This is a genomic window from Cellulomonas sp. ACRRI (genome assembly GCF_022346185.1).
Lineage (GTDB): Bacteria > Actinomycetota > Actinomycetes > Actinomycetales > Cellulomonadaceae > Cellulomonas.
On sequence record NZ_JAKRMS010000059.1, the window covers coordinates 1 to 24,586 of the forward strand.

19 protein-coding genes, 1 pseudogene and 1 riboswitch are annotated in these 24,586 nt (G+C 75.4%); of the genes and pseudogenes, 13 read left to right on the plus strand and 7 right to left on the minus strand.

All coding sequences use genetic code 11. The features are described from left to right. From MHY85_RS22045 to MHY85_RS11830, 3 genes and pseudogenes are all read right to left on the minus strand, one after another. Positions 1–536, minus strand: a 536-nt coding sequence (locus MHY85_RS22045; RefSeq protein ID WP_374233518.1) for a type II toxin-antitoxin system Phd/YefM family antitoxin, incomplete at its 3' end; no start/stop codon positions are given. Then, a pseudogene (locus MHY85_RS11825) lies at positions 516–3,254 on the minus strand (cation-translocating P-type ATPase); the annotation flags it as partial. The pseudogene MHY85_RS11825 and the gene MHY85_RS22045, both read right to left, overlap by 21 nt. Positions 3,255–3,721: 467 nt before the next feature. After that, positions 3,722–4,237: a TetR family transcriptional regulator gene (locus MHY85_RS11830; protein ID WP_239196517.1), complete on the minus strand. Its 516-nt coding sequence runs from the start codon at positions 4,235–4,237 to the stop codon at positions 3,722–3,724. An 84-nt stretch (positions 4,238–4,321) separates the two neighbouring features. Between MHY85_RS11830 and MHY85_RS11835 the strand changes: the two genes are divergently transcribed. Both MHY85_RS11835 and MHY85_RS11840 read left to right on the plus strand, forming a co-directional pair. Then, on the plus strand, positions 4,322–5,875 hold the full coding sequence (locus MHY85_RS11835) for an MFS transporter (protein ID WP_239196518.1): 1,554 nt from the start codon (positions 4,322–4,324) through the stop codon (positions 5,873–5,875). 148 nt (positions 5,876–6,023) lie between these two features. After that, positions 6,024–6,191: a hypothetical protein gene (locus MHY85_RS11840; RefSeq protein ID WP_239196519.1), complete on the plus strand. Its 168-nt coding sequence runs from the start codon at positions 6,024–6,026 to the stop codon at positions 6,189–6,191. A gap of 158 nt (positions 6,192–6,349) precedes the next feature. Here the strand turns inward: MHY85_RS11840 and MHY85_RS11845 are convergent, their stop codons facing one another. Next, positions 6,350–8,608 carry a (Fe-S)-binding protein gene (locus MHY85_RS11845; RefSeq protein ID WP_239196520.1) on the minus strand — a complete coding sequence of 753 codons (2,259 nt, stop codon included), beginning with the start codon at positions 8,606–8,608 and terminating at the stop codon, positions 6,350–6,352. A gap of 291 nt (positions 8,609–8,899) precedes the next feature. Here MHY85_RS11845 and MHY85_RS11850 point away from each other — a divergent pair, with 291 nt between their 5' ends. From MHY85_RS11850 to mnhG, 6 genes are read left to right on the plus strand one after another with little or no spacing between them, the layout of a single operon-like run. Further along, on the plus strand, positions 8,900–11,998 hold the full coding sequence (locus tag MHY85_RS11850) for a Na+/H+ antiporter subunit A (protein WP_239196522.1): 3,099 nt from the start codon (positions 8,900–8,902) through the stop codon (positions 11,996–11,998). Next, positions 11,995–12,537: a Na(+)/H(+) antiporter subunit C gene (locus MHY85_RS11855; RefSeq protein WP_239196524.1), complete on the plus strand. Its 543-nt coding sequence runs from the start codon at positions 11,995–11,997 to the stop codon at positions 12,535–12,537. Before MHY85_RS11850 ends, MHY85_RS11855 begins: the two co-directional genes overlap by 4 nt. Beyond that, on the plus strand, positions 12,534–14,084 hold the full coding sequence (locus MHY85_RS11860; RefSeq protein WP_239196526.1) for a Na+/H+ antiporter subunit D: 1,551 nt from the start codon (positions 12,534–12,536) through the stop codon (positions 14,082–14,084). Before MHY85_RS11855 ends, MHY85_RS11860 begins: the two co-directional genes overlap by 4 nt. Further along, the gene (locus tag MHY85_RS11865; protein ID WP_239196528.1) at positions 14,081–14,662 is read left to right on the plus strand and encodes a Na+/H+ antiporter subunit E; all 582 of its coding nucleotides are present in this window, start codon (positions 14,081–14,083) and stop codon (positions 14,660–14,662) included. The genes MHY85_RS11860 and MHY85_RS11865 overlap by 4 nt, the downstream gene beginning before the upstream one ends. Continuing rightward, a complete protein-coding gene (locus MHY85_RS11870) occupies positions 14,659–15,216 on the plus strand; it encodes a monovalent cation/H+ antiporter complex subunit F (RefSeq protein WP_239196530.1) in 558 nt (185 codons plus the stop codon). The genes MHY85_RS11865 and MHY85_RS11870 overlap by 4 nt, the downstream gene beginning before the upstream one ends. Further along, complete coding sequence (gene mnhG, locus MHY85_RS11875; protein WP_239196532.1) at positions 15,213–15,617, plus strand: monovalent cation/H(+) antiporter subunit G; 405 nt, start codon at positions 15,213–15,215, stop codon at positions 15,615–15,617. The genes MHY85_RS11870 and mnhG overlap by 4 nt, the downstream gene beginning before the upstream one ends. Positions 15,618–15,621: 4 nt before the next feature. On the opposite strand, the gene MHY85_RS11880 is transcribed toward mnhG, so the two are convergent. Further along, entirely contained in the window at positions 15,622–16,386 is a 765-nt protein-coding gene (locus MHY85_RS11880) for a class I SAM-dependent methyltransferase (RefSeq protein ID WP_239196534.1), read from the minus strand. A 112-nt stretch (positions 16,387–16,498) separates the two neighbouring features. Next, a complete protein-coding gene (locus tag MHY85_RS11885; protein WP_158370717.1) occupies positions 16,499–16,783 on the minus strand; it encodes a DUF4235 domain-containing protein in 285 nt (94 codons plus the stop codon). Between the two features lie 112 nt (positions 16,784–16,895). Beyond that, positions 16,896–17,029: riboswitch (TPP riboswitch) on the plus strand. Positions 17,030–17,102: 73 nt separating this feature from the next. Between MHY85_RS11885 and MHY85_RS11890 the strand changes: the two genes are divergently transcribed. The 3 genes from MHY85_RS11890 to MHY85_RS11900 are packed head-to-tail and all read left to right on the plus strand — an operon-like array spanning position 17,103 to position 21,128. Then, on the plus strand, positions 17,103–18,215 hold the full coding sequence (locus tag MHY85_RS11890; protein ID WP_239196536.1) for a thiamine ABC transporter substrate binding subunit: 1,113 nt from the start codon (positions 17,103–17,105) through the stop codon (positions 18,213–18,215). Positions 18,216–18,237: 22 nt separating this feature from the next. Then, the gene (locus MHY85_RS11895; protein ID WP_239196538.1) at positions 18,238–20,019 is read left to right on the plus strand and encodes an iron ABC transporter permease; all 1,782 of its coding nucleotides are present in this window, start codon (positions 18,238–18,240) and stop codon (positions 20,017–20,019) included. Next, entirely contained in the window at positions 20,016–21,128 is a 1,113-nt protein-coding gene (locus MHY85_RS11900) for an ABC transporter ATP-binding protein (protein WP_239196540.1), read from the plus strand. The genes MHY85_RS11895 and MHY85_RS11900 overlap by 4 nt, the downstream gene beginning before the upstream one ends. A 15-nt stretch (positions 21,129–21,143) precedes the next feature. Here the strand turns inward: MHY85_RS11900 and MHY85_RS11905 are convergent, their stop codons facing one another. Then, positions 21,144–22,271: a GNAT family N-acetyltransferase gene (locus MHY85_RS11905; protein WP_239196542.1), complete on the minus strand. Its 1,128-nt coding sequence runs from the start codon at positions 22,269–22,271 to the stop codon at positions 21,144–21,146. A 127-nt stretch (positions 22,272–22,398) separates the two neighbouring features. Between MHY85_RS11905 and MHY85_RS11910 the strand changes: the two genes are divergently transcribed. Together MHY85_RS11910 and MHY85_RS11915 are read left to right on the plus strand one after the other, a co-directional pair. Next, positions 22,399–23,040: a hypothetical protein gene (locus MHY85_RS11910; RefSeq protein WP_239196544.1), complete on the plus strand. Its 642-nt coding sequence runs from the start codon at positions 22,399–22,401 to the stop codon at positions 23,038–23,040. Between the two features lie 165 nt (positions 23,041–23,205). Beyond that, the gene (locus MHY85_RS11915; protein WP_239196546.1) at positions 23,206–24,444 is read left to right on the plus strand and encodes an Nramp family divalent metal transporter; all 1,239 of its coding nucleotides are present in this window, start codon (positions 23,206–23,208) and stop codon (positions 24,442–24,444) included. The last annotated feature ends 142 nt before the right edge of the window (positions 24,445–24,586 follow it).

Sequence of the window (24,586 nt, forward strand, 5' to 3'; positions counted from 1 at the left end):
GTCCTCGACCCGGTCCCCGCGGCCGGGGCGGGCCCGGGGTCGGCCGCGGGGACCGGGTCGAGGACGATGGTCGCGTCCGTGGTCGCCGGCGCCGGCACGTCCGGCGCGGCCTCGGCCGGGCGCGTGCTCACCCGGGTCGGCGCGGCCGGCTCGGGCTCCGCCGCGACGGGCGCGGGGGGAGCCACGGGGACGTCCGTCGCGACGTCCCCGGCGGGCGCGCCGGCCTCGTCCGGGGGCGTCAGCTGGATCGCCGTCGTGCTCACGTTCGCGGCGACCGTCGCGCCGGCGGCGGACCCCCGGCCGCTGGTCCGCCGGGCGGCGCCCGCCACCGCGACGAGCCGCGCCACCGGGCGCCCGTCCCGGGTCAGGGTGACCTCGTCGCCGTGCTCGACGGCGTGCACCAGCTCGGGCAGCCGGGACGCGGCGTCGGCGAGCGGCACCGCCCCGGGGACGGGGGCGCCCGGGACCGCGGCGGGTGCGCCCGCCGCCCCGGCGGCGGTCCGGGTCGCGGCCCGGGCGTCGATCGCCCGGGTCACCGCCTTCATGCCCTCGGCCAGCAGGAACACCACGATCGCGAACCCGAGGGTCAGCCCCCACTCCCGCAGGCCGATGGGCGCCGAGTCGAACCAGGCGTTCATGAACGGCACGTAGGTGAAGAGGACCTGCAGCGCGATCAGCGCGCCGGTCGCCAGCCACACCACCCGGTTCCCGCGCAGCACCCGCAGGGTGAGGCTGGACTCGCCGAGGAACCGGCAGTTGAACAGGTACGCGAGCTGCCCGAGCGCGAGCATCGTCACGGCGGTGGTCTGGGCGACGGCGTAGTCCGTGCCGCGGGCGTCCTCGATGAAGAACACCGCCAGGGTGGCGCCGCCGATGAGCAGCGAGACGATGACGACCTGCCGCAGGGACCGGCCCGAGATGACCGAGCCCCCGGCGGCGCGCGGCGGCCGGGACATCACGCCGGGCTCGGCCGGCTCGTAGGCCAGCGCGAGCGAGAGCGTGACGGCCGTGACGAGGTTGACCCACAGGATCTGCACCGGCGAGAGCGGCAGGGTCAGCCCGAACAGCACCGCGACCAGGATGACGAGCGACTGCGCGCCGTTGGTGGGCAGCAGGAAGACGACGGACTTGGCGATGTTGTCGTAGATCCGCCGCCCCTCCTCGACGGCCCGCTCGATGGTGGCGAAGTTGTCGTCCGCGAGGACGATGTCCGCGGCCTCCTTGGTGGCCTCGGTGCCCTTGATGCCCATCGCGATGCCGATGTCGGCCCGGGTGAGCGCGGGGGCGTCGTTCACGCCGTCGCCGGTCATGGCCACGACCTCGTCGTGCGACTGCAGGGCCCGCACGATCCGGATCTTGTGCTCCGGGCTCGTGCGCGCGTACACGTCGACGTCCTGGACCCGCTGGCGCAGCTGCTCCTGGGTCATCGCCTCGAGCTCGGCTCCGGTGAGCGCGTGCACGTCGCCGTCCGCGGCGGCGATGCCGAGCTCGCGGGCGATGGCGGTCGCGGTGCCGACGTGGTCGCCGGTGATCATCTTGACCCGGATGCCGGCGCGGTGGCAGTCCGCGATGGCCTGCACGGCCTCGGGCCGCGGCGGGTCGACGATGCCGAACATGCCGAGGAAGACGAGGCCGTCCTCGACGTCGGCGACGTCGAGGGTGCTGGTGCCGTCGGCGACCGGGCGCTCGGCGGCGGCCAGCGTCCGCAGGCCCTGGGACGCGAGCCCGTCGATGACGGCCTCCCACCGGGCGCGGTCCAGCGGCTCGGTGCCGCCGTCGGCGGCGCGCTGGTGGCTGCACCGGTCGAGCAGCCGGTCCGGGGCGCCGACGACGCGGATCCGGGTGCCGGCACCGGGGACGCGGTTGAGCGTGGCCGTGTACTTCGTGGCGGACTCGAACGGCAGCACGGCGAGCCGCTCGACGCCCGCGAGGTCCACCCCGGCCTTGAGCGCGAGGGTCGCGATGGCGCCCTCGGTCGGCTGGCCCACGACCTTCCAGAGCCCGCCGTCCTGGACGATCCGGGCGTCGTTGGCGGAGGCCGCGGTGGCGATCAGCACGGCGAGGTCCGGGTGCGCGTCCAGCGGGGCGTGCGCCCCGTCCCGCGTGATCCTGCCCTCCGGCGCGTAGCCGAGGCCCTCGACCTCGTAGGTCGCGGCGCTGGTGACGACGGTGCGCGTCGTCATCTCGTTCTTGGTGAGGGTGCCGGTCTTGTCCGAGCAGATCGTGGTCACCGAGCCCAGCGCCTCGACGGCGGTGAGCTTGCGGGTGATCGCGTTGCGCCGCGCCATCTGCTGCACGCCCAGCGCCAGGGTGACCGTGACCAGTGCGGGCAGGCCCTCCGGCACGGCCGCGACCGCGAAGCCGATCGCCGCCGAGATGAGCTCCGGCACGTCCCAGTCGTGGATGACCCGCCCGACCACCAGCATGAACGCGGCCATGCCGAGGATGCCCAGCGACAGGGTCTTGCCGAACTGGGCGAGCTTGCGCGACAGCGGGGTGTCGAGGTCGTCCGAGGCGTCCGCGATGAGCGACTGGATCCGGCCGATCTCGGTGCCGGCCCCGGTCGCGGTGACGACGCCCGTGCCCGTGCCGACCGTGACGATCGTGCTCGAGTACAGCATCGAGGCGCGGTCGCCCAGGCCGGCGTCGGCGCCCACCGGGTCGACGTGCTTGCTCGCGGGGACGGACTCGCCGGTGAGGGCGGCCTCCTCGACCTGGAGGTTCGTGGACTCGATCAGCCGGACGTCGGCGGGCACCCGGTCGCCGGAGCGCACGCGCACGACGTCGCCCGGGACGAGGGTGTCGGCGTCGACCACCCGCCACTCGCCGTCCCGGAGCGCCTGGGCGTCGAGGGACAGCATGGTCCGGATGCCCTGGAGCGCCCGCTCGGCCTGGCCCTCCTGCAGGAAGCCGAGCGCGGCGCTGATCACGGCGACGGCGAGGATGACCGCGAAGTCGATCCAGTCGCCGAGGAGCGCCTTGAGCACCGCGGAGGCGAGCAGGATGTAGATGAGCACGTCGTCGAAGTGGCCCAGCAGCCGGCGCAGCCAGCTCCTGCCCGGCTGGTCCGGCAGCCGGTTGGGGCCGTGCTCCGCGAGACGGCGCCCGGCTTCCTCCTCGGGCAGGCCCGTGGGCGTGCTGCCCAGCTCGGCGAGCACGGCCTCCGGGGTCTCGGCGTAGGGCCGGGGACCCGCGGGAGTGCTCACGCCCGCGGAGTCCGCGGGCGAGGGCGTCGTGAGGGCTGAGGTCGTCATGTCACCACCTGACCGTTCGGCGTCCGAGCCATGGTGGCACGCCGCGTCGCCGTCGATCGAGCCGTGGACGGGTTCTCCGTGGGGCGCGGCGCTGATCACGCGCGTGATGCCATGCGCGTCAGCGGGATCGGTCGGGACGTCGGTCCCACGAGCCGGGGGTGAGAACGGCACGGGAGGTTTTACGCGGAGTTCACCCGCCGGGGGTGCGCCGGGCGGGCGGGCGACGCAGGATGGCACCGACACACCGGATCGAGGGGGGCGAGTCATGGAGATGAGCACGACGGACCAGCAGGCGTCGGAGACCGAGTTCGACGACATCACCTGGACGAGCGTGAGCAACCCCCGGCGCGTGCGGATCTGACGCGCCGGACCCGTCCCGCCCGGTGCCCTCCGCACCGGGCGGCACACCGCTTCCGACGGCCCCGCGGCCCCGCCGCGGGGCCGTCGTCGTCCCGGGGAGCGGGCGCTCAGGCTCCGCGCAGCCGGCCGAGGACGGCGCGGGCGTCGGCGAGGGCGGTGTCGTCCCGCACCCCGGTGACCGCGTTGTAGTACATGCCGTCGCCCACGAGCTGGACCACGTGGGCGAGCGCCGGGTCCCCGAGCTCGTCGGCCAGCGCCTCGAACCAGTGCCGGCGCAGGTCGTCGAGGACGGCGGTGGCGTCGCCGCCCGCCTCGTCGGCGAGCCGGGCGAAGGCGATCAGCGCGCGGTCGAGCGGCCCGCCGGACTGCTGCGACTCGCGCAGGTAGTACTCGCTGGCGCCCTCGGGGGCGGCGCGCATGGCGGCGACGTCGGCCTCGCCGAGCGCCGCGAGCCGCTCGCGCTGGCCCTGGACCAGCGCGGCCTTGCTGGGGAAGTGGTAGAGCAGGCCGCCCTTCGACACCTCGGCCGCGGCGGCGACGGCGTCCAGCGTGGCGGCGCGCGGCCCGTGCGCGATCAGCAGGCCCTCGAACGCGTCGAGGAGGCGGTCGCGGGTCGCGGACATGGGAATGACCGTACCGGCCGTGACGCTATACCGTCCGGACGGTACAGTTGCCGTCGATCACCACCGACGAACGAGGTCCTTGTCATGTCCGCCCCGGTCACCACCGGCCCCCGCACCACCACGCCCGCCACCACGCTGCAGCACCGCGGCCGCCCCGTGCGGCCCTGGGCCGTGCTGTCCGTGCTGATGCTCCCGGTGCTGCTCATCTCCGTGGACAACACGGTGCTGAGCTTCGCGCTGCCCTCGATCACCGCCGCGCTCGGGGCGTCCGGATCCGAGCTGCTGTGGATCGTCGACGCGTACCCGCTCGTGCTCGCGGGCCTGCTCGTGCCGATGGGCAGCCTGGGCGACCGGGTCGGGCGCAAGCGCCTGCTGATGATCGGGGCGACCGGGTTCGCCGTCGTGTCGCTCCTCGCGGCCTGGTCGACCAGCCCTGCGATGCTGATCGCCGCGCGCGCCGCGCTGGGCCTGTTCGGCGCCACGCTGATGCCGTCCACGCTGTCGCTGATCCGCAACGTGTTCCTCGACCGGGCGCAGCGGCGGCTCGCCATCGCCATCTGGGCCTCCGGCTTCGCCGGCGGCGCCGCGCTCGGCCCGATCGTGGGCGGCGCGCTGCTCACCCACTTCTGGTGGGGCTCGGTGTTCCTGCTCAACGTGCCGGTGCTGCTGGCGCTGCTGCCGCTGGCGGTCGCGCTCGTCCCCGAGTCGAAGGACCCCGCTCCCGGCCCGCTCGACCCGTGGAGCAGCGTGCTCGCGCTCGCGACCATGCTGCCGCTGGTCTACGCGATCATCGCGTCCGGCGAGCACGGCCTGACGGCGAGCACCGGCGCCGCCGTGCTCGTGGGCCTGGCCTCCGGCTGGGCGTTCGTCCGGCGGCAGCGCCGGCTCGCCTCCCCGATGCTCGACGTCCGGCTGTTCACCAACCCGGTCTTCTCCGGCGCGGTGTCGGCCAACCTGCTCTCCGTGCTCGGGTTCTCCGGCCTGCTGGTGATCGTGTCCCAGTTCCTCCAGCTCGCGGCGGGGCTCAGCCCGATGGACGCGGGCCTGGTGCTGCTGCCGGGGCTGGTCGCGTCCGTCGCCGCCGGCCTGCTCGCGGTGCGGCTGGTGCGGTACGTCCGGCCGGGCGTGCTCATCGGGTCGAGCTTCCTGCTCGCCGCCGTCGGCTACGGCGTGCTGACCCTGGTCGGGGACGTGCCGACGCCGGCGACCGTCGCCGTCACGTTCGTGGTCATGGGAGTCGGCGTCGGGCTCGCGGAGACGCTGACCAACGACCAGATCACCACGGCCGTCCCCCCGGAGAAGGCCGGTGCCGCGTCGGCGATCTCCGAGACGGCCTACGAGCTCGGCACCACCCTCGGTGTCGCGATCCTGGGCTCGGTGCTGAACGCGACCTACCGGGCCCGCGTCGTGCTGCCGGAGACGCTGACGGCGGACCAGGCGCACGCCGCGGGCGAGACCCTCGGCGGCGCGACCGGGGTGGCGGGCGAGGTCGGCGCCGGCACGGGCGAGGCGCTGCTCGAGTCGGCCCGCCTGGCGTTCGACGCGGGCACCCAGCACGCCGCCGCGGTGGGCGCCGTCGTCGCGGTCGCCGCGGCGCTCGTGTCGTTCGTGACCCTGCGCCGCGCCACCGCCCTCTGACCCCGGCCCCCGCGCGCCCCCTCTCGCGCGGCGTGCTCGGTGGAGGGTGTGCGTGGGTCCGGTGCGATCGGTTGACCGTCGATCGATCACGGTCGACAGTCGATCGTGCGTCGCGGACCCGCCGCGCGCGGCTGCCCCGGAGGTCCCCATGCCGTACGTGCTCGCCGCCCTCGCCGTCCTGCTCGGCGCCGCGGCGGTGGTCGCCGGCGAGGCGGACGATTCCCCGGGGCTGCAGGGCATCGGCGTGCTGCTGGTGCTGACGGGCGTGGTGGTGGCGGTCCGCGCCGTCCGCGCCCGCCGCTCCGCCCCGCGCTGACACCCGCGCCACGCCCGTCCCCCCGAGTCTCCACTCCTGGCCTGTGCGCGCCCGCGTGCGCGGAGGCGCGCTCTGCAGACTCGGCGAGATGGCAACTCTCGGTTGGGCGCGAGGGACGCCGCACAGCCGAGAGTTGCCATCTCGGCGGGTGCGGCGGGTCAGCGGGCGGCGCGGACGCGGTCCAGGAGGAGGAGGGCGATGTCGGTGACCTCCGGGACACCGACCGTGCCGCGGTCGACGTCACCCGCTGCGCCCGCGGCCCCCGCGCCCGCCGCCGCCACGCCGTCCGTCAGCATCACCGTGCAGTAGGGGCACGCGGTCGCCACGACGTCGGCGCCGGTCGCGATCGCCTCCTCGGCCCGCGCGGTGCCGATGCGGGTGCCGATGGACTCCTCGAGCCACATCCGCGCCCCGCCGGCGCCGCAGCAGAACGACCGCTCCCGCGTGCGCGGCATCTCGACGGCCTCCACGCCGGGCAGCCCGGCGAGCAGCTCGCGCGGCGGCTCGTACACCTCGTTGTGCCGGCCGAGGTAGCACGGGTCGTGGTAGGTCACGCGCTGCGCCTCGGCGTCCGGCGCCGCGACCGGCGTCAGCCGCCCCTCGCCGACCAGCCGGTCCAGCAGCTCGGTGTGGTGCACGACGTCGTACCGCCCGCCGAGCTGCGGGTACTCCCGGGACAGCGTGTTGAAGCAGTGCGCGCAGGTGACGACGACGGCGCGCGCCCCGGCGGCGGCCAGCGTCTCCACGTTCGCGGAGGCGAGCATCTGGTAGAGCACCTCGTTGCCCGCGCGCCGCGCCGGGTCGCCGGTGCAGCCCTCGCCGTCGCCGAGCACCGCGAACGTCACGCCCGCGGTGTGCAGCAGCTCGGCGACCGCGCGGGTGGTCCGCTTCGCCTTCTCCTCGTAGGCCCCCGCGCAGCCCACCCAGAACAGGTAGTCGACCTCGGCGGCGGAGGCGACGTCGGCCCCGACCACCGGCACGTCGAACGGCAGCCCCTTCGCCCAGTCGAGCCGCTGCCGCGCGGGCAGGCCCCACGGGTTGCCGCGGCGCTCGAGCTTGGTGAACGTGCCCCCGAGCTCCGCGGGGAACGCCGACTCCATGAGGGTCTGGTACCGCCGGATGTCGACGATCGTGTCGACGTGCTCGATGTCGACGGGGCACTGCTGGACGCACGCGCCGCAGGTGGTGCACGCCCACAGCGCGTCCGCGTCGATCACGCCGGACGCGACCAGGTCGACGTCCACGTGCCCGGGCTCGACCTCGGCCCCGGCGCGGGCGGCCCGCAGGTAGGGCGCCGTCGCGGCCGCGTGATCCCGGAGCGCGAGCGTGACGAGCTTCGGGGACAGCGGCTTGCCGGTGGCCCACGCGGGGCACTGGTCCTGGCACCGCCCGCACTCGGTGCAGGTCGTGACGTCGAGCAGCTGCTTCCAGGTCAGGTCCTCGACCGCGCGGGCGCCGAGCCGCGCGTCGTCCGGCAGGTCCTCGAGCGCGGCGACGTCGAGGTCCCGCCCGCCGACCCGCACGGGCTCCAGCGGGCCCAGCGCGGGCGCGCCCGACGCGGACCGGCGCGCGTAGACGTTCAGCACGGCCAGGAACCGGTGCCAGGCGACGCCCATCGTGGGCTGGAGCCCGACGACGACGAACCACGCCATCGACACCAGGATCTTCACGGTGGCGCACACCACCACGGCCGCCTCGACGGCCCCGGTCGAGGCGCCGGACCACAGCCCGCCGATCCAGGCGGTGGTCGGGAAGTGCCAGGCGCTCGCGAGCGCGGAGCCGTCGCGCACCGCGAGCTCGTGCTCCAGCCCGCGCAGCAGCAGGACGGCCAGGACCACGAGCAGCACGGTCGCCTCGACCACCACGGCCTGCGCCGTGCTCGAGCCGAAGAACCGGGACCGCCGCTGCGGCAGCGCACCCGGGTCGGGCACCGGCCCCGACCCGTCCCCGGTCCCCGCCCCGACGGCCGCCACGGCCCGTGCGGGCGTCGCGGGCAGCCCGCGCGGCGTCCGGCGCACCCGCACCGCGATCAGCGCGAGGATGCCGGCGAGCGACAGCCAGGCGATCCCCTCGGTGACCCACTCCCACGGCGCCAGGTGCCCCAGCAGCGGCAGCGCCCACCGCGGGTCGACCACCTGCGCGTACCCGGCGACCAGCGTGAAGAACAGCACCGGGAACGACACCATGACGACCCAGTGCGCGGCGCGGACCACCGGGGTGTGCTGGAACCGCCCGTGCCCGACCATCTCCCGCACGACGAGCCACGCGCGCCGGCCGACCGGGCGCAGCCGGCCCGGCGCCGGGCGGCCGACGCGGATCGTGCGGGTGAGCCGCCGTGCGCCGAGGGCGAACGTCGCGACCTCGACGACGGTCGCGACGAGCGCCACGACGAGGCAGGTCATCCGCAGCAGGTCCACGTGGTCACGCTAATCGCCCGGGGCGCGGGGCCCCGCGACCGGAGGTCCCGGGTGAGGTCCCACACGCCCGGCGCCCGGTGGTGCTGGGCCATCACTTGATAGAGTCCAGGTAATCCCTCGACCACGGTCGGCCTCCGCACGCTTGCGTGCGCGGTGTCGCCGTGCGTCCCTGTACCTGCCCGCTGACAACACCACAGCCGTCGAACCGCCGCGGGCGCCCCAGGGCCACCGTGGGCCCGGGTCGGCGCGACCGACCGACCGACCACCCGCCCACGACAGGACGGAGCGGACGTGCTGCAGCTCCTCGCGGTGCACCTCGTCGCTGCCCTGGTCGCGCCCGCGCTCGTCGCGTGGATCGGCCGCAAGGCGTTCTGGGTGCTCGCGCTCGCCCCCGCCGCGGTGGCGGTGTGGGCGCTCTCCCTCACCGGCCGCGTGCTGGACGGCGACGGGCCGACGCAGGTGGTCCCGTGGATCCACGGCCTCGGCATGGAGCTGTCCTTCCGGCTGGACACGCTCTCGTGGTTGATGTCGCTGCTGGTCGGCGGCGTCGGCGCGATCGTCCTGGTCTACTGCTCGGCCTACTTCAAGGCGGGCGCGAGCGGTCTCGGCCGGTTCAGCGGGGTGCTGGTCGCCTTCGCCGGCGCGATGCTCGGCCTGGTCACGGCCGACGACACCCTGCTGCTGTTCGTCTTCTGGGAGCTGACCACGGTCTTCTCCTACCTGCTCATCGGGCACTACCACGAGCGCAAGGCCAGCCGCAGGGCGGCGATGCAGGCCATCGTCGTCACCACGGCGGGCGGCCTGACGATGCTGGTCGGCGTGATCCTGCTGGGCGAGGCGGCCGGCACCTACCGGATCTCCGAGACGCTCGCGGACCCCCCGCACGGCGCGATGGTCACCGCCGCGGTGGTCTGCCTGCTGGTCGGCGCGATGAGCAAGGCCGCGCTGATCCCGACGCACTTCTGGCTGCCGGCCGCGATGGCCGCCCCGACCCCGGTGTCCGCGTACCTGCACGCCGCCGCGATGGTGAAGGCCGGCGTGTACCTGGTCGCGCGGTTCGCCCCGGCCTACTCCGAGCTGCCCGCCTGGCGGTGGATGGTGGTGGTGCTCGGCGGCGGCACGCTGCTGCTCGGGGGCTACCGTGCGCTCCGGCAGCACGACCTCAAGCTGATCCTCGCGTTCGGCACGGTCAGCCAGCTGGGCCTCATCGTGCTGCTGGTCGGCTACGGCACGAAGGCGACCGCGCTCGCGGGCCTCGCCCTCGTCGGCGCGCACGCCATGTTCAAGGCGGCCCTGTTCCTCGTGGTCGGCGTCGTCGACGCGGCGACCGGCACCCGCGACCTGCGCCGGCTGTCCGGCGTCGGCCGCGCGCTGCCCATCACGGCGACCGCGGGTGCGCTGGCCACGCTGTCGATGATCGGCGCCCCGCCGTTCGCCGGGTACGTCGCGAAGGAGGCCGCGCTCGAGGCGCTGGGCCACGGCGGCCACCCCCTCGACCTGGCCGTGCTGGTGCTGGTCGCGGTCGGCTCGGCCCTGACCGTCGCGTACGGCCTGCGGCTGTGGTGGGGCGCGTTCGCCACCAAGCCGGTGCTGTCGCCCGCCGCGGTGAAGGCGCTGACCCTCGCCCGCGAGGCGCGGGCCGCGAAGCACGAGCCCGCCGCGCGCGAGGAGCGCAGCGTCCCCGAGCTCGACGCCCCGGCGGACGACGACCGCGCGGAGCCCGCCGCCGTCGGCCGGCCCTCGCTGCTGCTCGTGTGGCCCGCGATGCTGCTCGCGGTGCTCGGCCTCGTGGTGGCGCTGGCCCCGAAGGTCGGCGACGAGCTGCTGGCGCCCCAGGCCGACCTGTACCCCGAGGGCGAGCCGGGCCACCTGCTGCTCTGGGGCGGGTTCACCCCGACCCTGGCGATCACCGCCGCCGTGCTCGCGGTCGGCGTGCTGCTGTTCCTGGCCCGTGGCCCGGTCGAGGCGGCCCAGGCGGCCGTCCCGCACGTGCCCGAGGCGGACCGGGTGTACCGCCGGTTCATGCGCCGCCTGGACGACGTGGCCGCCGACGTCACCGCCATCACCCAGCGCGGTTCGCTGCCCTTCTACCTCGGCGGCATCCTCGTGGTGTTCGTCGTGACCGTCGGCGTCCCGCTGGTCCGGTTCACGTCGCTGCCGACCGAGACCCGGCCGTGGGACCGGCCCGCGCAGCTCGTGATCGGCGCGTTCGTCGCGGTCGCCGCCGTGCTGGTCGCCCGGGCCCGCCGCCGGCTCAAGGCCGTCATCCTGCTCGGCGTGTCCGGTTACGGCATCGCGGCGCTGTTCCTGCTCCACGGCGCCCCGGACCTCGCGCTGACCCAGGTGCTGGTCGAGACGGTGACCCTGGTGGTGTTCGTGCTCGTGATGCGCCGGCTGCCCCCGTACTTCTCCGACCGGCCGCTGGTCGCCTCCCGGTGGGTCCGCCTGGTCGTGGCGCTGTCGGTGGGCCTGACCGTCGGCGCGCTCGCGCTGATCGTGCCGAGCGCCCGCATCCACATCCCGGTGTCGGTCGACTTCGCCGAGGAGGCGTACTCGTTCGGCGGCGGCAAGAACATCGTCAACGTGACCCTGGTCGACATCCGCGCGTGGGACACGATGGGCGAGATCTCGGTGCTCCTGGTCGCGGCGACCGGCGTCGCGTCCCTGGTGTTCCTCCGCAAGCGGTCGGGCGCGATCTTCCGCGCCGGCGACGCGCCCGAGCACCGCGCGGTGTGGGGGAGCGAGGACGACCCGCAGGCCGCGCTCCGCAGGCCCGTCGAGGCCCGCGCCGGCTACCAGCCCCGCGAGTGGCTGCGCGCCGGACGGACCCTGGCCCCGCGGCGCCGGTCCGTGGTGTTCGAGGTCGTGGTGCGCCTGCTGTTCCACACGATGATCGTGTACTCGCTGTTCCTGCTGTTCTCCGGGCACAACGCCCCGGGCGGCGGGTTCGCGGCGGGCCTCGTCACGGGCATCGCGCTCATCGTCCGGTACCTGGCCGGCGGCCGGTACGAGCTCGGCGAGGCGGCCCCGGTGCAGCCGGGTCTGCTGCTCGGCAGCGGCCTGTTCCTGTCCGCGGGCGTCGGCCTGGGCGCGCTGATCTTCGGCGGCACGGTGCTGCAGTCCTGGATCATCGACATCTCGCTGCCGGTGATCGGCGAGCTGCACCTGGTGACCTCGCTGTTCTTCGACGTCGGCGTCTACCTGGTGGTCGTCGGCCTGGTGCTCGACATCCTGCGCAGCCTCGGCGCCGAGATCGACCGGCAGGCCGAGCAGGACGGCGACCCCGAGGCGGTCGGCGGCGACGCCGAGCCCGCCGAGGAGGTCCGGGTGGACGCGGTCGCCGCCGGCCTGGTCGAGCACCGCCACGACGACCGGGAGGGCCCCCGATGATCGACATGAGCCCCAACCTGGTCCTGGTCGGCGTGATCGTCGTCCTGGTGACCGCGGGCGTGTACCTGCTCCTGGAGCGCAGCCTGTCCCGGGTGCTGATCGGGGTGATCCTCATCGGCAACGGCGCGAACCTGCTGTTCCTGGTCGCGGGCGGCGCCGCGGGTCGTCCGCCGCTGGTCGGCCTGGAGCTCGAGCGGGACATGGCCGACCCGCTGCCGCAGGCGATGGTGCTGACCGCCATCGTCATCACCCTCGGCATGACGGCCTTCCTGCTGGCGATGGCCTACCGGTCCTGGCAGCTGCACCGGCACGACGAGGTGCAGGACGACGTCGAGGACCGCCGCATCGCGCGGCTCGCCGCCCGCGACGAGCGCGCGTTCGAGGACGCGGACACCGAGGACTCGACCACCACCCTCGACGAGGAGGCGGCCGAGACCCGGGACGAGACGGACGAGGGCGGGCCGGGGCCGGCCGGCGTGGGGGCCCGCGCCGGGGAGCACGACCGACCGACCGACCGCCGCGGGGAGGGCAGCCGATGACCGAGTACACCTGGCTGGTGCCGCTGCCCGTCGTCGTCCCGCTGTTCGGCGCCGGCCTGGCGCTCGCCCTGTACCGCCGGCCGCGGCTGCAGCGGATCATCAGCGTGATCGCGCTCAGCATCGTGCTGGTCGTCGCCGCCACGCTCCTGGTCCTCGCCGACGACGGGCCGCTGGTGGTCGACATCGGCGGCTGGGCGGCCCCGGTCGGCATCGACCTGGTCGCGGACCGGCTGTCGGCCCTCATGCTCACGGTCTCCGCGGCGGTGACCCTCTGCGTCCAGCTGTACTCGCTGGCCCAGGGCGAGGCCGACGGCGACGAGGCCGCGCCCGTGTCGATCTACCACCCGACGTACCTGATCCTGGCGGCGGGCGTCGCGAACGCGTTCCTCAGCGGCGACCTGTTCAACATCTACGTCGGCTTCGAGATCCTGCTCGCCGCCTCGTACGTGCTGCTGACGCTCGGCGGCACCGGCGAGCGCATCCGCGCGGGCAGCATCTACGTCGTCGTCGCGCTGCTGTCCTCGCTGCTGTTCCTCATCGCGATCGCGCTCACCTACGCGGCCGCCGGCACGGTGAACCTCGCGCAGCTCGCCGAGCGGCTGCCGGAGATCGACCCCGGGGTGCGGCTGCTGCTGCAGGTCATGCTGCTGCTGGCGTTCGGGATCAAGGCGGCGATCTTCCCGCTGTCCGCCTGGCTGCCCGACTCCTACCCGACGGCGCCCGCGCCCGTGACGGCCGTGTTCGCCGGCCTGCTCACCAAGGTCGGTGTCTACGCGATCATCCGCACGCAGACCCTGCTGTTCCCCGAGGGCCGGATGGACGACGTCCTCATGTGGGCGGCGCTCGCGACCATGGTGGTCGGCATCCTCGGCGCGGTGGCGCAGGACGACCTGAAACGACTGCTGTCGTTCACGCTCGTCAGCCACATCGGGTACATGCTGTTCGGCATCGCGCTCGCCTCGCAGGCCGGCTGGTCCGCGTCGATCTACTACGTCGCGCACCACATCATCGTGCAGACCGGGCTGTTCCTGGTCGCGGGCCTCATCGAGCGCCGGGGCGGCTCCACGTCGCTGGACTCCCTGGGCGGCCTGGCGAAGCTCGCGCCGGTGCTCGCGATCCTGTTCTTCATCCCGGCGATGAACCTCGGCGGCATCCCGCCGCTGTCCGGGTTCCTCGGCAAGGTCGGGCTGCTGCAGGCCGGCGTCGCCGACGGGTCGTGGCTGGCGCTGACCCTCGTGGTCGGCGGCGTCGTCACCTCGCTGCTCACGCTCTACGCGCTCATCAAGGCGTGGAACAAGGCGTTCTGGCAGACCCCGCCCGAGCCGCTGCCGGACGCCACGCTGCCGAAGGGCATGGTCGGCTCCGCCGCTGCCCTCGTCGTGCTCGGCCTCGCGCTGACCGTCGGCGCCGGGCCGCTGTACGGCTACGCCGAGCGCGCCGCCGCCGCGCTGGACGACCGTTCGGTGTACATCCAGTCCGTGCTGCCGGAGGGCGGCCGCGGCTCCGGGGAGTCCGTCGACGTCGCGCACGGGGAGGACGACGCGTGAGCCTGCACCCGCGCCGGAAGAAGCTGGCGGCCCAGTGGCCGACGATGGTCTGGCTGGTCGTGGTCTGGGTGCTGCTCTGGGGCGACCTGTCCGTCGGCAACGTGCTGGCCGGGGCCGTCATCGCGGTGGCCGTCACCGGCCTCCTGCGCATGACCCCGATCGACTTCCACGGGACCGTGCGGCCCTGGCCGCTGCTGGTCCTGGTCGGCCGGTTCGCCTGGGACCTGCTGCACGCGTCCGTCGAGGTCTCCTGGGTCGCCCTGCGGCCGCGCCACACCCCGCGCGGCGCCGTCATCGGCGTCCAGCTCCGCAACCACTCCGACCTGTACCTGACGATGACCGCCGAGCTCTGCTCGCTGGTGCCGGGCTCGCTCGTGGTCGAGGCGCACCGGCTGACCGGCATGCTCTACCTGCACGTGCTCGACGTCGAGCAGTCCGGCGGCGTGGAGCGCGCGCGGCAGAACGTCCTCGACCAGGAGGAGCGGGTGCTGCGCGCCTTCGCCTCGGACGACGAGCTCCGGGAGGCGGGCCTGGCGCCCGGCGGCCGGTCCTCCCGACGCCAGGAGGTGCGCGCGTGACCGCCGTGCTGCTGACCTGCGCCGTGCTGCTGACCGTCGCCGGCGCGCTGGCCCTGATCCGGGCCGAGCGCGGGCCGTCGATGCTCGACCGGACCGTCGCGCTCGACATCCTCGTGACGGTCGTCGTCGCGGCCGTCGCGCTGTACGCCTCGGCCGAGCGGCGCGCGGACGTGGTGCCGATCCTCGTGGTGCTGTCCCTGGTCGGGTTCGTCGGCTCGACCACCATCGCCCGGTTCGCGTCGGTCGAGCCCGCGGGCGAGGGCCGGGTCCGCACCCGCGAGGAGATCGCCGCCGAGGAGGCCGAGCGGATCCGCGCCGAGGAGGAGGCCGAGGAGGCCCGCCGCGCGCGCCGGGCCCGCGAGGCCGAGGGTGCCGCCACCGACGCGCCGCGGCCCGCGGCCGACCCCGCGGAGGTCCGCGCCGAGCACGCCGCGCACGGCGACGAGGCACGGCCGGCCGAGGTCGTGGCGGACGAGGACCGGCGCGAGCACGGCGACGACGCGCACGTCGACGAGCACGGGCCCGGGGAGCACGACGAGGGGAGCGCCCGATGAGCTGGGACTGGGACGTGGTCGCCGACGTCGTGGCCTCGATCTGCCTCATCGGCGGCGCGCTGCTGGCGCTCGCCGCCGGCGTGGGCGTGCTGCGGTTCCCCGACCTGCTGTCCCGGATGCACGCGGGCACCAAGCCGCAGGTGCTCGGGCTGATCCTCGTGCTGATCGGGCTGTCGCTGCGCCTGCGGTCCGGCGGCGCGGTGTGGGCGCTCGTGCTCGTCGCGCTGTTCCAGATGCTCACGGCGCCGGTCGCCGCGCACCTGGTCGGCCGCGCGGGCTACCGCACGGGGAAGGTGCGCCGCGACCTGCTGGTCGTGGACGAGCTCACCGAGGCGCAGGACGAGGCCGGCCGGCGCGGCACGCCGCCGGAGGACGCGCCGGGGTCCGGCTCGCGGGGCTGACGGCTCAGCGGCGGAACAGCCCGGCCCAGAGGAAGTCCTCGCCGAACGGTGACGCGGGGTCCGCCGCCGGGCGCATCCGGCGCAGCTCGACCTCGTCCAGCCACCCGAACGCCCGACGCAGGTCGTCCGCCGCGTAGGCGAGCCCGCCGCCCAGGCCGCCGTCGCGGTACAGGTCGAGGTCGCCGGCCACCGTGCCGCCGCGGTCGTCGTGCGCGCCGGCCTCGCCCGTCGCGAAGCAGGCGATCCCGAACCGGCCGCCCGGCCGCACGGTGCGCTCCAGCAGCGAGCGGTAGGACACCCGGCGGTGCGGCGGCAGGTGGTGGAAGCAGCCGGAGTCGTAGACCAGGTCGTACCGCTCGGCGGGCGGCTCCCAGGCGAAGATGTCGGCGCGCGCGAACCGCACGTCCACCCCCGCGGCGGCGGCGCGCTCCCGGCCCCAGGCGACCGCCGTCGCGGACAGGTCGAGCGCGTCCACGGAGCAGCCCTGCTCCGCGAGCCAGACGGCGTTCCGGCCGGGGCCGCAGCCGAGCTCGAGCACGCGGGTGCCGGGGCCGAGGGGGAGCCGGTCGTCGGCCGCCCACGCGACCAGGCTCTCGTCCGGGGCCCAGCGGAAGAACGGCACGGGGCGGTCCCGGTCGGCGTAGAACCGGTCCCAGAAGTCGGCCCCGCCACGGTCGGTCCACCGGTCGGCGCGCTCGGCGAACAGCAGGTCCATGAGCGCCAGCACGTCGTCGACGGTGTGCACGGAGCGTCCGGTTCCGATGGGCACGGCGGGGGGCTGGGGCACGGCTGACCTGCACCTTCGTCGGGGACGCGGGTGCTCAGGCTAGGGCTCGGCCGGAGCCGCCCGGCGGGACCTCCGGCCGTGGACGGCCCGGGCGTCAGGCCTTCGGCAGCCGCCGGTTCTTGTCGACCCGCTCCACGAACTTCTTGGTGCCGCGGGTGGCGAACACCCGGGCGACCGTGACGGCGGCCGCGGTGACCGCGGCCGCCGCGACGACCTCGGCGATGCGCGGGTCGTCGTCGTCCTCGGGCTTCGGCGGCTTGTGGCCGGACGCCGCCTTCCACGCCGCGTCCACGGCCTTGCCCGCGATCCAGGCGACGGCGCCCGCGACCACCAGGCCGGTGATCTTCGCGAACGTGGACTGGGTCTCTTCGTCGGCCACGGGACCTCCTGCGTCGGGACGGCTGTGCTCCGCCCCACGCTAGCGCCGCCGGTGCGCCCGCGCAGGTCAGCCGGTGCCGGACGGGGGCGCGCCGCGCCGGTGTAGTGTCGTCGGCGAACGACAGGGGAGCGTCCCGGGCCGCGCGTCACACCGCGGGCCGACCGACGCTGAGAGTGCGGACGGAATCCGCAGACCCTCGCACCTGATCCGGTTAGCACCGGCGTAGGGAGTCGGGATCTCAGTCGCCCCGCGCCGTCGTGCCCCCCGGGGCGCGCCTGCGCGGTGCGGCCCCCTCGGTGCACATCGAGGAGGAACCACCATGGCGCGCACGCGCGCACGCCGCCGGGCACCCCGGCGCACCACCGCGGCCGGCCTGACCGCCCTCGCGGGCGTCCTGGCCCTGACGGCCTGCTCCGTGACCGGGTCGGGCCCGGGCTCCGACGCGACGTCGGGCGAGGCCTCCGGCTCCGCCGGCGGGACCGTCACGCTGGTCACGCACGACTCGTTCCACGTGAGCGACGGGCTCCTGGAGCAGTTCGAGGCCGACACCGGGCTGACCGTGAAGCAGGTCGCGCCCGGCGACGGCGGCGCGCTGGTCAACCAGCTGATCCTCACCAAGGACGCCCCGCTCGGCGACGTGGTCTACGGCATCGACAACACCTTCGCGTCGCGGGCGATCGACGAGGGCGTGCTGGAGCCGTACGAGTCGCAGGCGCCCGCGGCGGCCGACGCCGCGCAGTACGCCCCGGACGCGTCGCACTCGCTCACCGCGGTCGACATGGGCGACGTCTGCCTGAACGTCGACCACGCCTGGTTCGCCGAGCGCGGGATCGCGGAGCCGACGTCGCTCGAGGACCTGACGGACCCGCAGTACAAGGACCTGACCGTCGTCACGAACGCGGCGACCAGCAGCCCGGGCCTGGCGTTCCTGCTGGCGACCGTGGGCGCGTTCGGCGAGGACGGCTGGCAGCAGTACTGGTCCGACCTGACGGCCAACGGGCTGAAGGTCGCCGAGGGCTGGTCGGACGCGTACTACACCGACTTCTCGGGAGGTGGCGGCGGGGGCCCGCGGCCGATCGCGCTGTCCTACGCGTCCAGCCCGCCCGAGACGATCCCCGAGGGCGGCGGCGAGCCGACCACCGGCGCGCTGCTCGGCACCTGCTTCCGGCAGGTCGAGTACGCGGGCGTGCTGGCCGGCGCGCAGAACCCCGAGGGTGCGCAGCAGCTGGTCGACTGGCTGCTGTCCGACGCCGTGCAGGCCGACATCCCGGGGTCCATGTACATGTACCCGGTGAGCACGGCCGTCGACCTGCCCGACGACTGGGCGCGGTGGGCCCCGCTGTCGGACGCGCCGTTCGAGGTGCCGCTCGACGACATCGCGGCGAACCGCGACGCCTGGGTCCGCGAGTGGACCGACCTGGTCGTGGGCTGACGACCCGGGACCGGCGGACGACATGAGCACGGCGACGCGGACGCCCCCGACCGGCACCGGCCGGCCGGGGGTGCCCGCGCGCCCGGGAGCCGGGGACCCGGGCGGCGGCACCGCGGGCCGGGCCCCGCTGCGGGCGCCGTCCCGCGGCTGGGCGCTCGGCCGGGTGGGGGCTTGGGTGCTCGCCGCCGCCGTTCCGCTGGCGTTCCTCGGCACCTTCTTCGCCTGGCCCGTGCTGTCCCTGGTCGGGCGGGGCTTCCTGCCGGACGGGTCGCTGGACCTGTCGGGGTTCGCCGACGTGTTCTCCCGCCCCCGGACCTGGCGGATCATCGGGCTGACGCTCGCCCAGGGCGCGATCGGCACCGTGCTGTCCGTACTGCTCGGCGTCCCCGGCGCGTACGTGCTGTACCGGTGCCGGTTCCGCGGGGTCGGGGCGCTGCGCGCGTTCGTCACGGTGCCGTTCGTGCTGCCGACCGTGGTGGTCGGCGTCGCCTTCCGGGCGCTGCTCCGGGAGAACGGCCCGCTGGGGTTCCTGCACCTGGACGGCACGTTCGCGGCGATCGTCGCCGCGCTGGTGTTCTTCAACTACGCCGTGGTGGTGCGGACGGTCGGCGGGCTGTGGCAGCGGCTCGACCCGCGCCCCGAGCAGGCCGCCCGGTCCCTCGGCGCCTCGCCCGCCCGCGCGTTCTGGACCGTGACGCTGCCGGCGCTCACGCCCGCGATCGTCTCCGCGGCGTCGCTGGTGTTCCTGTTCTGCGCGACCGCGTTCGGCACCGTGCTGGTGCTCGGCGGGATGCGGTACGGCACCGTCGAGACGGAGATCTGGATCCAGACCACGCAGTTCCTCGACCTGCGCGCCGCGGCGGTGCTGTCGGTGGTGCAGGTGGTCGTGGTCGTGGCGGCGCTGGCGGTCGCGGGGCGGGCGCGGGCGCGCCGGGAGCGGGCCCTGTCCCTCGTGGCCCCGGGGTCCTCCGGTGCGGGGCCCCGGCGGCCGCACTGGGCACCCGCGGTCGTGACCGCGGGGGTGCTGGTCCTGCTGGCGCTGCCGCTCGGCGCGCTGCTGCTCGGCTCCCTGCGCACCGGCGACCGCTGGGGGCTCGACCACTACCGGGCGCTCGGCACGACGGGCGGCCGGAACGCGCTCACGGTCACCGTCTGGGAGGCGCTCGGCAACTCGCTGCGGATCGCCGTGGACGCCACGCTGCTCGCCCTGCTGGTCGGCTGCCTGGTCGCGCTCGTGGTGTCCCGGCGCCCCCGGCGCCGGGCGGCCCGCCGCGCCGTCGGGGTGCTGGACGGGGTGTTCATGCTGCCGCTCGGGGTGTCCGCGGTGACGGTCGGGTTCGGTGCGCTGCTCACCCTGGGCCACCCGTTCGGCATCGCGACCGACCTGCGCAGCAGCGGGATCCTGGTGCCGATCGTGCAGGCGGTGGTCGCCGTGCCGCTGGTGGTACGGACGGTGCTGCCCGTGCTCCGGGCGATCGACCCGCGGCTGCGGGAGGCCGCCGGGACGCTGGGCGCCGGGCCCGGGCGGGTGCTCCTCGGCGTCGACGGCGCGCTGGCGGCGCGGTCGATCGGCCTGGCCGTCGGGTTCGCGTTCGCGGTGTCGCTCGGTGAGTTCGGCGCGACGTCGTTCCTCGCCCGGCCCGACCTGCCGACGCTGCCGGTGGTGATCTTCCGGCTGATCGGGCAGCCGGGCGCGGACAACTACGGCATGGCCCTGGCGGCGAGCGTGGTGCTCGCGGTGCTGACGGCCGGGGTGATGGCGCTCGCGGAGCGGTTCCGCGGGCCGGCGGGAGGAGAGCTGTGACGGGGACGGGGGTCGGGGCGGGTCCGGCGGGTCGCGGGCTGGCGGTGCGCGACCTCGTCGTGCGCTACCCGAGGGCGGGCCGCGGTGCGCCGGAGGTGACCGCCGTCGCCGGGGTCACGCTCGACGTGCCGGTCGGCGAGGTCCTGGCGCTGCTCGGGCCGTCGGGCTGCGGGAAGTCGTCGCTGCTGCGGGCCGTCGCGGGACTGGAGCCGCCGACCTCCGGCGACGTGACCTGGGACGGGACCGACCTGGCCGCGGTGCCGGTGCACCGGCGCGGGTTCGGGCTGGTGTTCCAGGACGGGCAGCTGTTCCCGCACCGGGACGTCGCGGGCAACGTGGCCTACGGGCTGCGGGGACTGCCCCGGGACGCCCGGGCCGAGCGGGTCGCGGAGCTGCTGGACCTCGTCGGGCTGCCCGGCTACGACCGGCGCCCCGTCGCGACGCTGTCCGGCGGGGAGCGGCAGCGGGTGGCGCTCGCCCGGTCGCTCGCGCCCCGGCCGCGGCTGCTGCTGCTCGACGAGCCGCTGTCCGCGCTCGACCGGTCGCTGCGCGAGCGGCTGGCCGACGACCTGCGCCGGGCGCTCGTCGCCACCGGCACGACCGCGCTGTTCGTGACGCACGACCAGGACGAGGCGGCGACCGTGGCCGACCGCGTCGCGGTCATGTCGGCGGGGCGGCTGCTGCAGGTCGACGCGCCGGAGGCGCTGTGGCGGCGGCCGGCGTCGCGCGAGGTCGCGGAGTTCCTCGGGTACCGGACGTTCCTGGACGCGGGCGTGGCGGGCGGGACGGCGGCCGGCGGCGCGGCGGGCCCCGGCGCGGCGGGCCGCGGCGCGGCGGGTGGCGGTGGCGCGGCGCTCGCGGTGGCCGCCGGCGGCTGGCGGGTGCTCGGCCCCGCCGACCCCGAGCCCGGGTCGGCGACCCCGGTGCGCGCGGCCGTCGTCGCGGAGCGCCGGACCCGGCGCGGCCGGGCGGAGGTCGTCGCCGTGCTGGAACCCGAGGACGCCCGGGTCACGGCGGCGCTGCCCGCGGGCGGGGCCGGGGCGCCGGAGCCGGGGGACCGGGTGCGGCTCGCGGCCGAGGAGGGCGCGGTCGCGGTCGTCGGCGGCTGACCCCGGGGCGGGCAGTCAGCCCAGCCGGAGCTGCCACTCGCCGGCACCGCCGGCCGGGCGGAAGCCCAGGGCGACGTTGATCGCGAGCATGTGCGCGTTCTCCTCCGCGTTCCAGGTGCCGACCCGGCGCGCGCCCGGCTGCACCTCGGCCAGCCGGGCGAGGTTCGCCGTCTTGACCAGCATCCCCAGCCGGTGCCCGCGGTGGTCGCGGAGCACGAGGGTGTCGTCCTGGAACACGTACGCGTCGGTGTCCGGCCGGCTGACCAGCGCCGTGAACGCGGCGAGCGTGCCCGTCGGCTCGTGCAGCGCCGCCGCGACCCGGTAGGTCATCCCGCGCTCCACGAACGCCCGCTCGGCGTCCCGCACGCGCGCGCCGTCCCAGACGTCCTCGCGCAGGTCGAGGCCGCCCGCGGGGGCGTCGGTGCTCATCCGGGTCTGCAGCAGCGCGAACCGGTCGAGCAGCTCGTCGGGGCACCGGCCCTCCCAGAGCACGACCCGGTAGCCGGGACCGGCCGCCGCGGCGGCCTCCGCCGCGTGCGCCGCCAGGCGGTCCGTCGGGAGCGGCACGTCGAGCACCGACCGGCGGGTGACCTGCTCGAGGTCCCAGCCCCGGTGCGCTAGGAACGCCACCCCGGGGTGCGCCGCGGGGACCCGCCCGGTGCCGGTGCTGGGGACGAGCGTGTCGACCCCGGCGTCGGGCTCGACCGCCTGGTCGGTCGACGTCGTCAGCATGCTCCGCCCGTGGTCGCGGGCCGTGGCCACCGCGAGGTCGTGCAGCGCCGAGCCGACCCCGCGCCCGCGGTGCTCCGGCCGGACGTCGAGCTGCATCATCCCGGTGTGGGTGTTGTCCTGCCGGGGCAGGTTCAGCGCGACGTAGCCGAGGACCCGGCGGGGGTCCGCGGGGCCGTCCCCGACCGGGGCGTCGAGCGCGACGAACCGCAGCTTCTCGTCGTACTCCTGGTGCCGCAGGCCCGCCAGGACCTCGCCGGGCGTGCGCGCGTGGTCGAGGTCGCCCCAGGCGTCGAGCACGGAGGCGTTCGCGGCCTCCACCAGGCCGTGCAGCAGCCAGGCGTCCGGGGCGTCGAGTCCGGCGGGCACCGGGAGCGGGACCAGGTGCGGCCGGGTGGCGGCGGAGGCGGTCATGGCGCCCATGGTCGTCGGGGCGGTCGCGGCGGGCCACGGATTTCCGGGTCGGCTCGCGGTTCCCGGAGCGCCGCTACGAGAACCGGGTCCGGGGCCGGGCGCCCCGCCGACCGGTACGGTTCGCGCCATGCCAGTCCTGGAGATCATCGGGTGGGTCGGGTCCGTCCTCGTCGTCGTGTCGCTGATGCAGGCCCGCGTCCTGCGGTTCCGGTGGCTCAACTTCGCCGGATCCGTCATCGCGACCGCGTACAACACGATCGTCGGCATCTGGCCGTTCGCCGCGATGAACGGCGTGATCGCGGTGATCGACGCGTACTGGCTGTGGCGGCTGACGCGGGAGCGGCACGACGCCGACGTGTACGAGGTCGTGCCGGTCGGCGCGGGCGACCACTACCTGCGGCACGTGCTCGGGGTGCACGCGGACGACATCGCCCGCTACTACCCGTCGTTCGGCCTTCCGGGTGATGCTGCGGGTGAGTCCCGCTGGGCCTACCTGGTCCTCCGGGGCGACGAGACCGTCGGCGTCGTGGTCGTCCGGGACGCCGGCGACGGGGTCGGGGAGGTCGAGCTGGACTGGGTGACGCCGCGGTTCCGGGACTTCGCGCCGGGCGAGTTCGTCTACCGGAGGTCGGGGGTGTTCGCCGGGACGGGGCTGCGGTCGCTCGTCGTCGCCGAGGACGCGCGGGACACGGGGCCTTACCTCGAGCGCGTCGGGTTCGCGCGGGTCGACGGCCGGTGGCGCCGGGAGGTCGAGGCCGCCGCGGCCTGACCCGCGCGGCGGGCCGTCCGCACCCCATCCGCGGGGCGCCCGCTGGGTGTCCACCAGCCGCGCGCCGGCTCGTCAGGGGTGCGCGGTGCGCGGCCGCGGAGGAGAGTTCGGACACCCGAACTCGTGTGCCTACACTGAGTTCGGATATCCGAACTTGGAGGTGCGGTGACCACCACGACCGATCGGCAGGCCGTGCGGCGCGGCCGCGTGCTGCCCCTGCTGGGCCCTGCCTTCGTGGCGGCGATCGCCTACGTGGACCCGGGGAACGTCGCGGCGAACCTCACTGCCGGCGCGCGCTACGGCTACCTGCTGCTGTGGGTGCTGGTCGGTGCGAACGTGATGGCGGTCCTGGTGCAGTACCAGTCCGCCAAGCTCGGCATCGTCACCGGAGACTCGCTGCCCGGCGTGCTGGGGCAGCGGCTGCGGCGCCGGTCGCGGCTGGCGTACTGGGCGCAGGCCGAGGTCGTCGCAGCGGCCACCGACATCGCCGAGGTGGTCGGCGGCGCGATCGCGCTGAACCTGCTGTTCGGGCTCCCGCTGGTGGTCGGCGGTCTGATCGTCGGCGGCGTCTCGATGCTGCTCCTGGCGACGCAGAACCGGTACGGGCAGCGGCGGTTCGAGACGGTGATCGTCGGCCTGCTGCTCGTGATCGTGGTCGGGTTCCTCGCCGGCCTGCTGGTCGGCCCGCCGGACCCGGGCGAGATGCTGGGCGGCCTCGTCCCGCGGTTCGCCGGCACGGACTCGGTGCTGCTGGCGGCGTCGATGCTCGGCGCCACGGTCATGCCGCACGCCATCTACGTGCACTCCGCGCTGAGCCGGGACCGGTTCGGCCGGGTGCCGGACGAGTCGGCGCGGTCCGGGCTGCTGCGGGCGACCCGGTGGGACGTCGGCGCGGCGCTCACGCTCGCCGGCACCGTGAACATCGGCCTGCTCCTCCTGGCGGCCGCGAACCTCCGCGGCGTCGAGGGCACCGACACCATCGAGGGTGCGCACGCCGCGATCAGCGGGGCCCTCGGCCCGGTCGTCGGCGTGGTGTTCGCGATCGGGCTCCTCGCGTCCGGCCTCGCGTCCACGTCGGTCGGCTGCTACGCCGGTGCGGCTGTGATGGAGGGGCTGATCCACAGGCGGATTCCGCTGCTGGTCCGGCGGGCGATCACCCTGGTCCCGGCGCTGGTGCTGCTCGGTGTCGGCGCGGACCCGACGTGGACGCTGGTGGTGAGCCAGGTGGTGCTGAGCTTCGGCATCCCGTTCGCGGTCATCCCGCTGGTCCGGCTGAACCGGGACCGGTCCCTCATGGGCCGGCACGCGAACGGCGCGCGGCTGCACGCGGTCCTGGTGGTCGTGGTCGTCCTGGTGGTGGCCCTGAACCTGGCCCTGCTGCTGCTCCTGGCGACGGGCCACTGACCCTTTCGGTAGCAGCACTCCCACAACCCCGCGCCCCACGATCGCCGAGATGGCAACTCTCGGCTGCTGCGAACGCCCTGATCACAGCCGAGAGTTGCCATCTCGGCGGACGATCCGGGGTGGGGTGGCGTCGGAGGTGGGG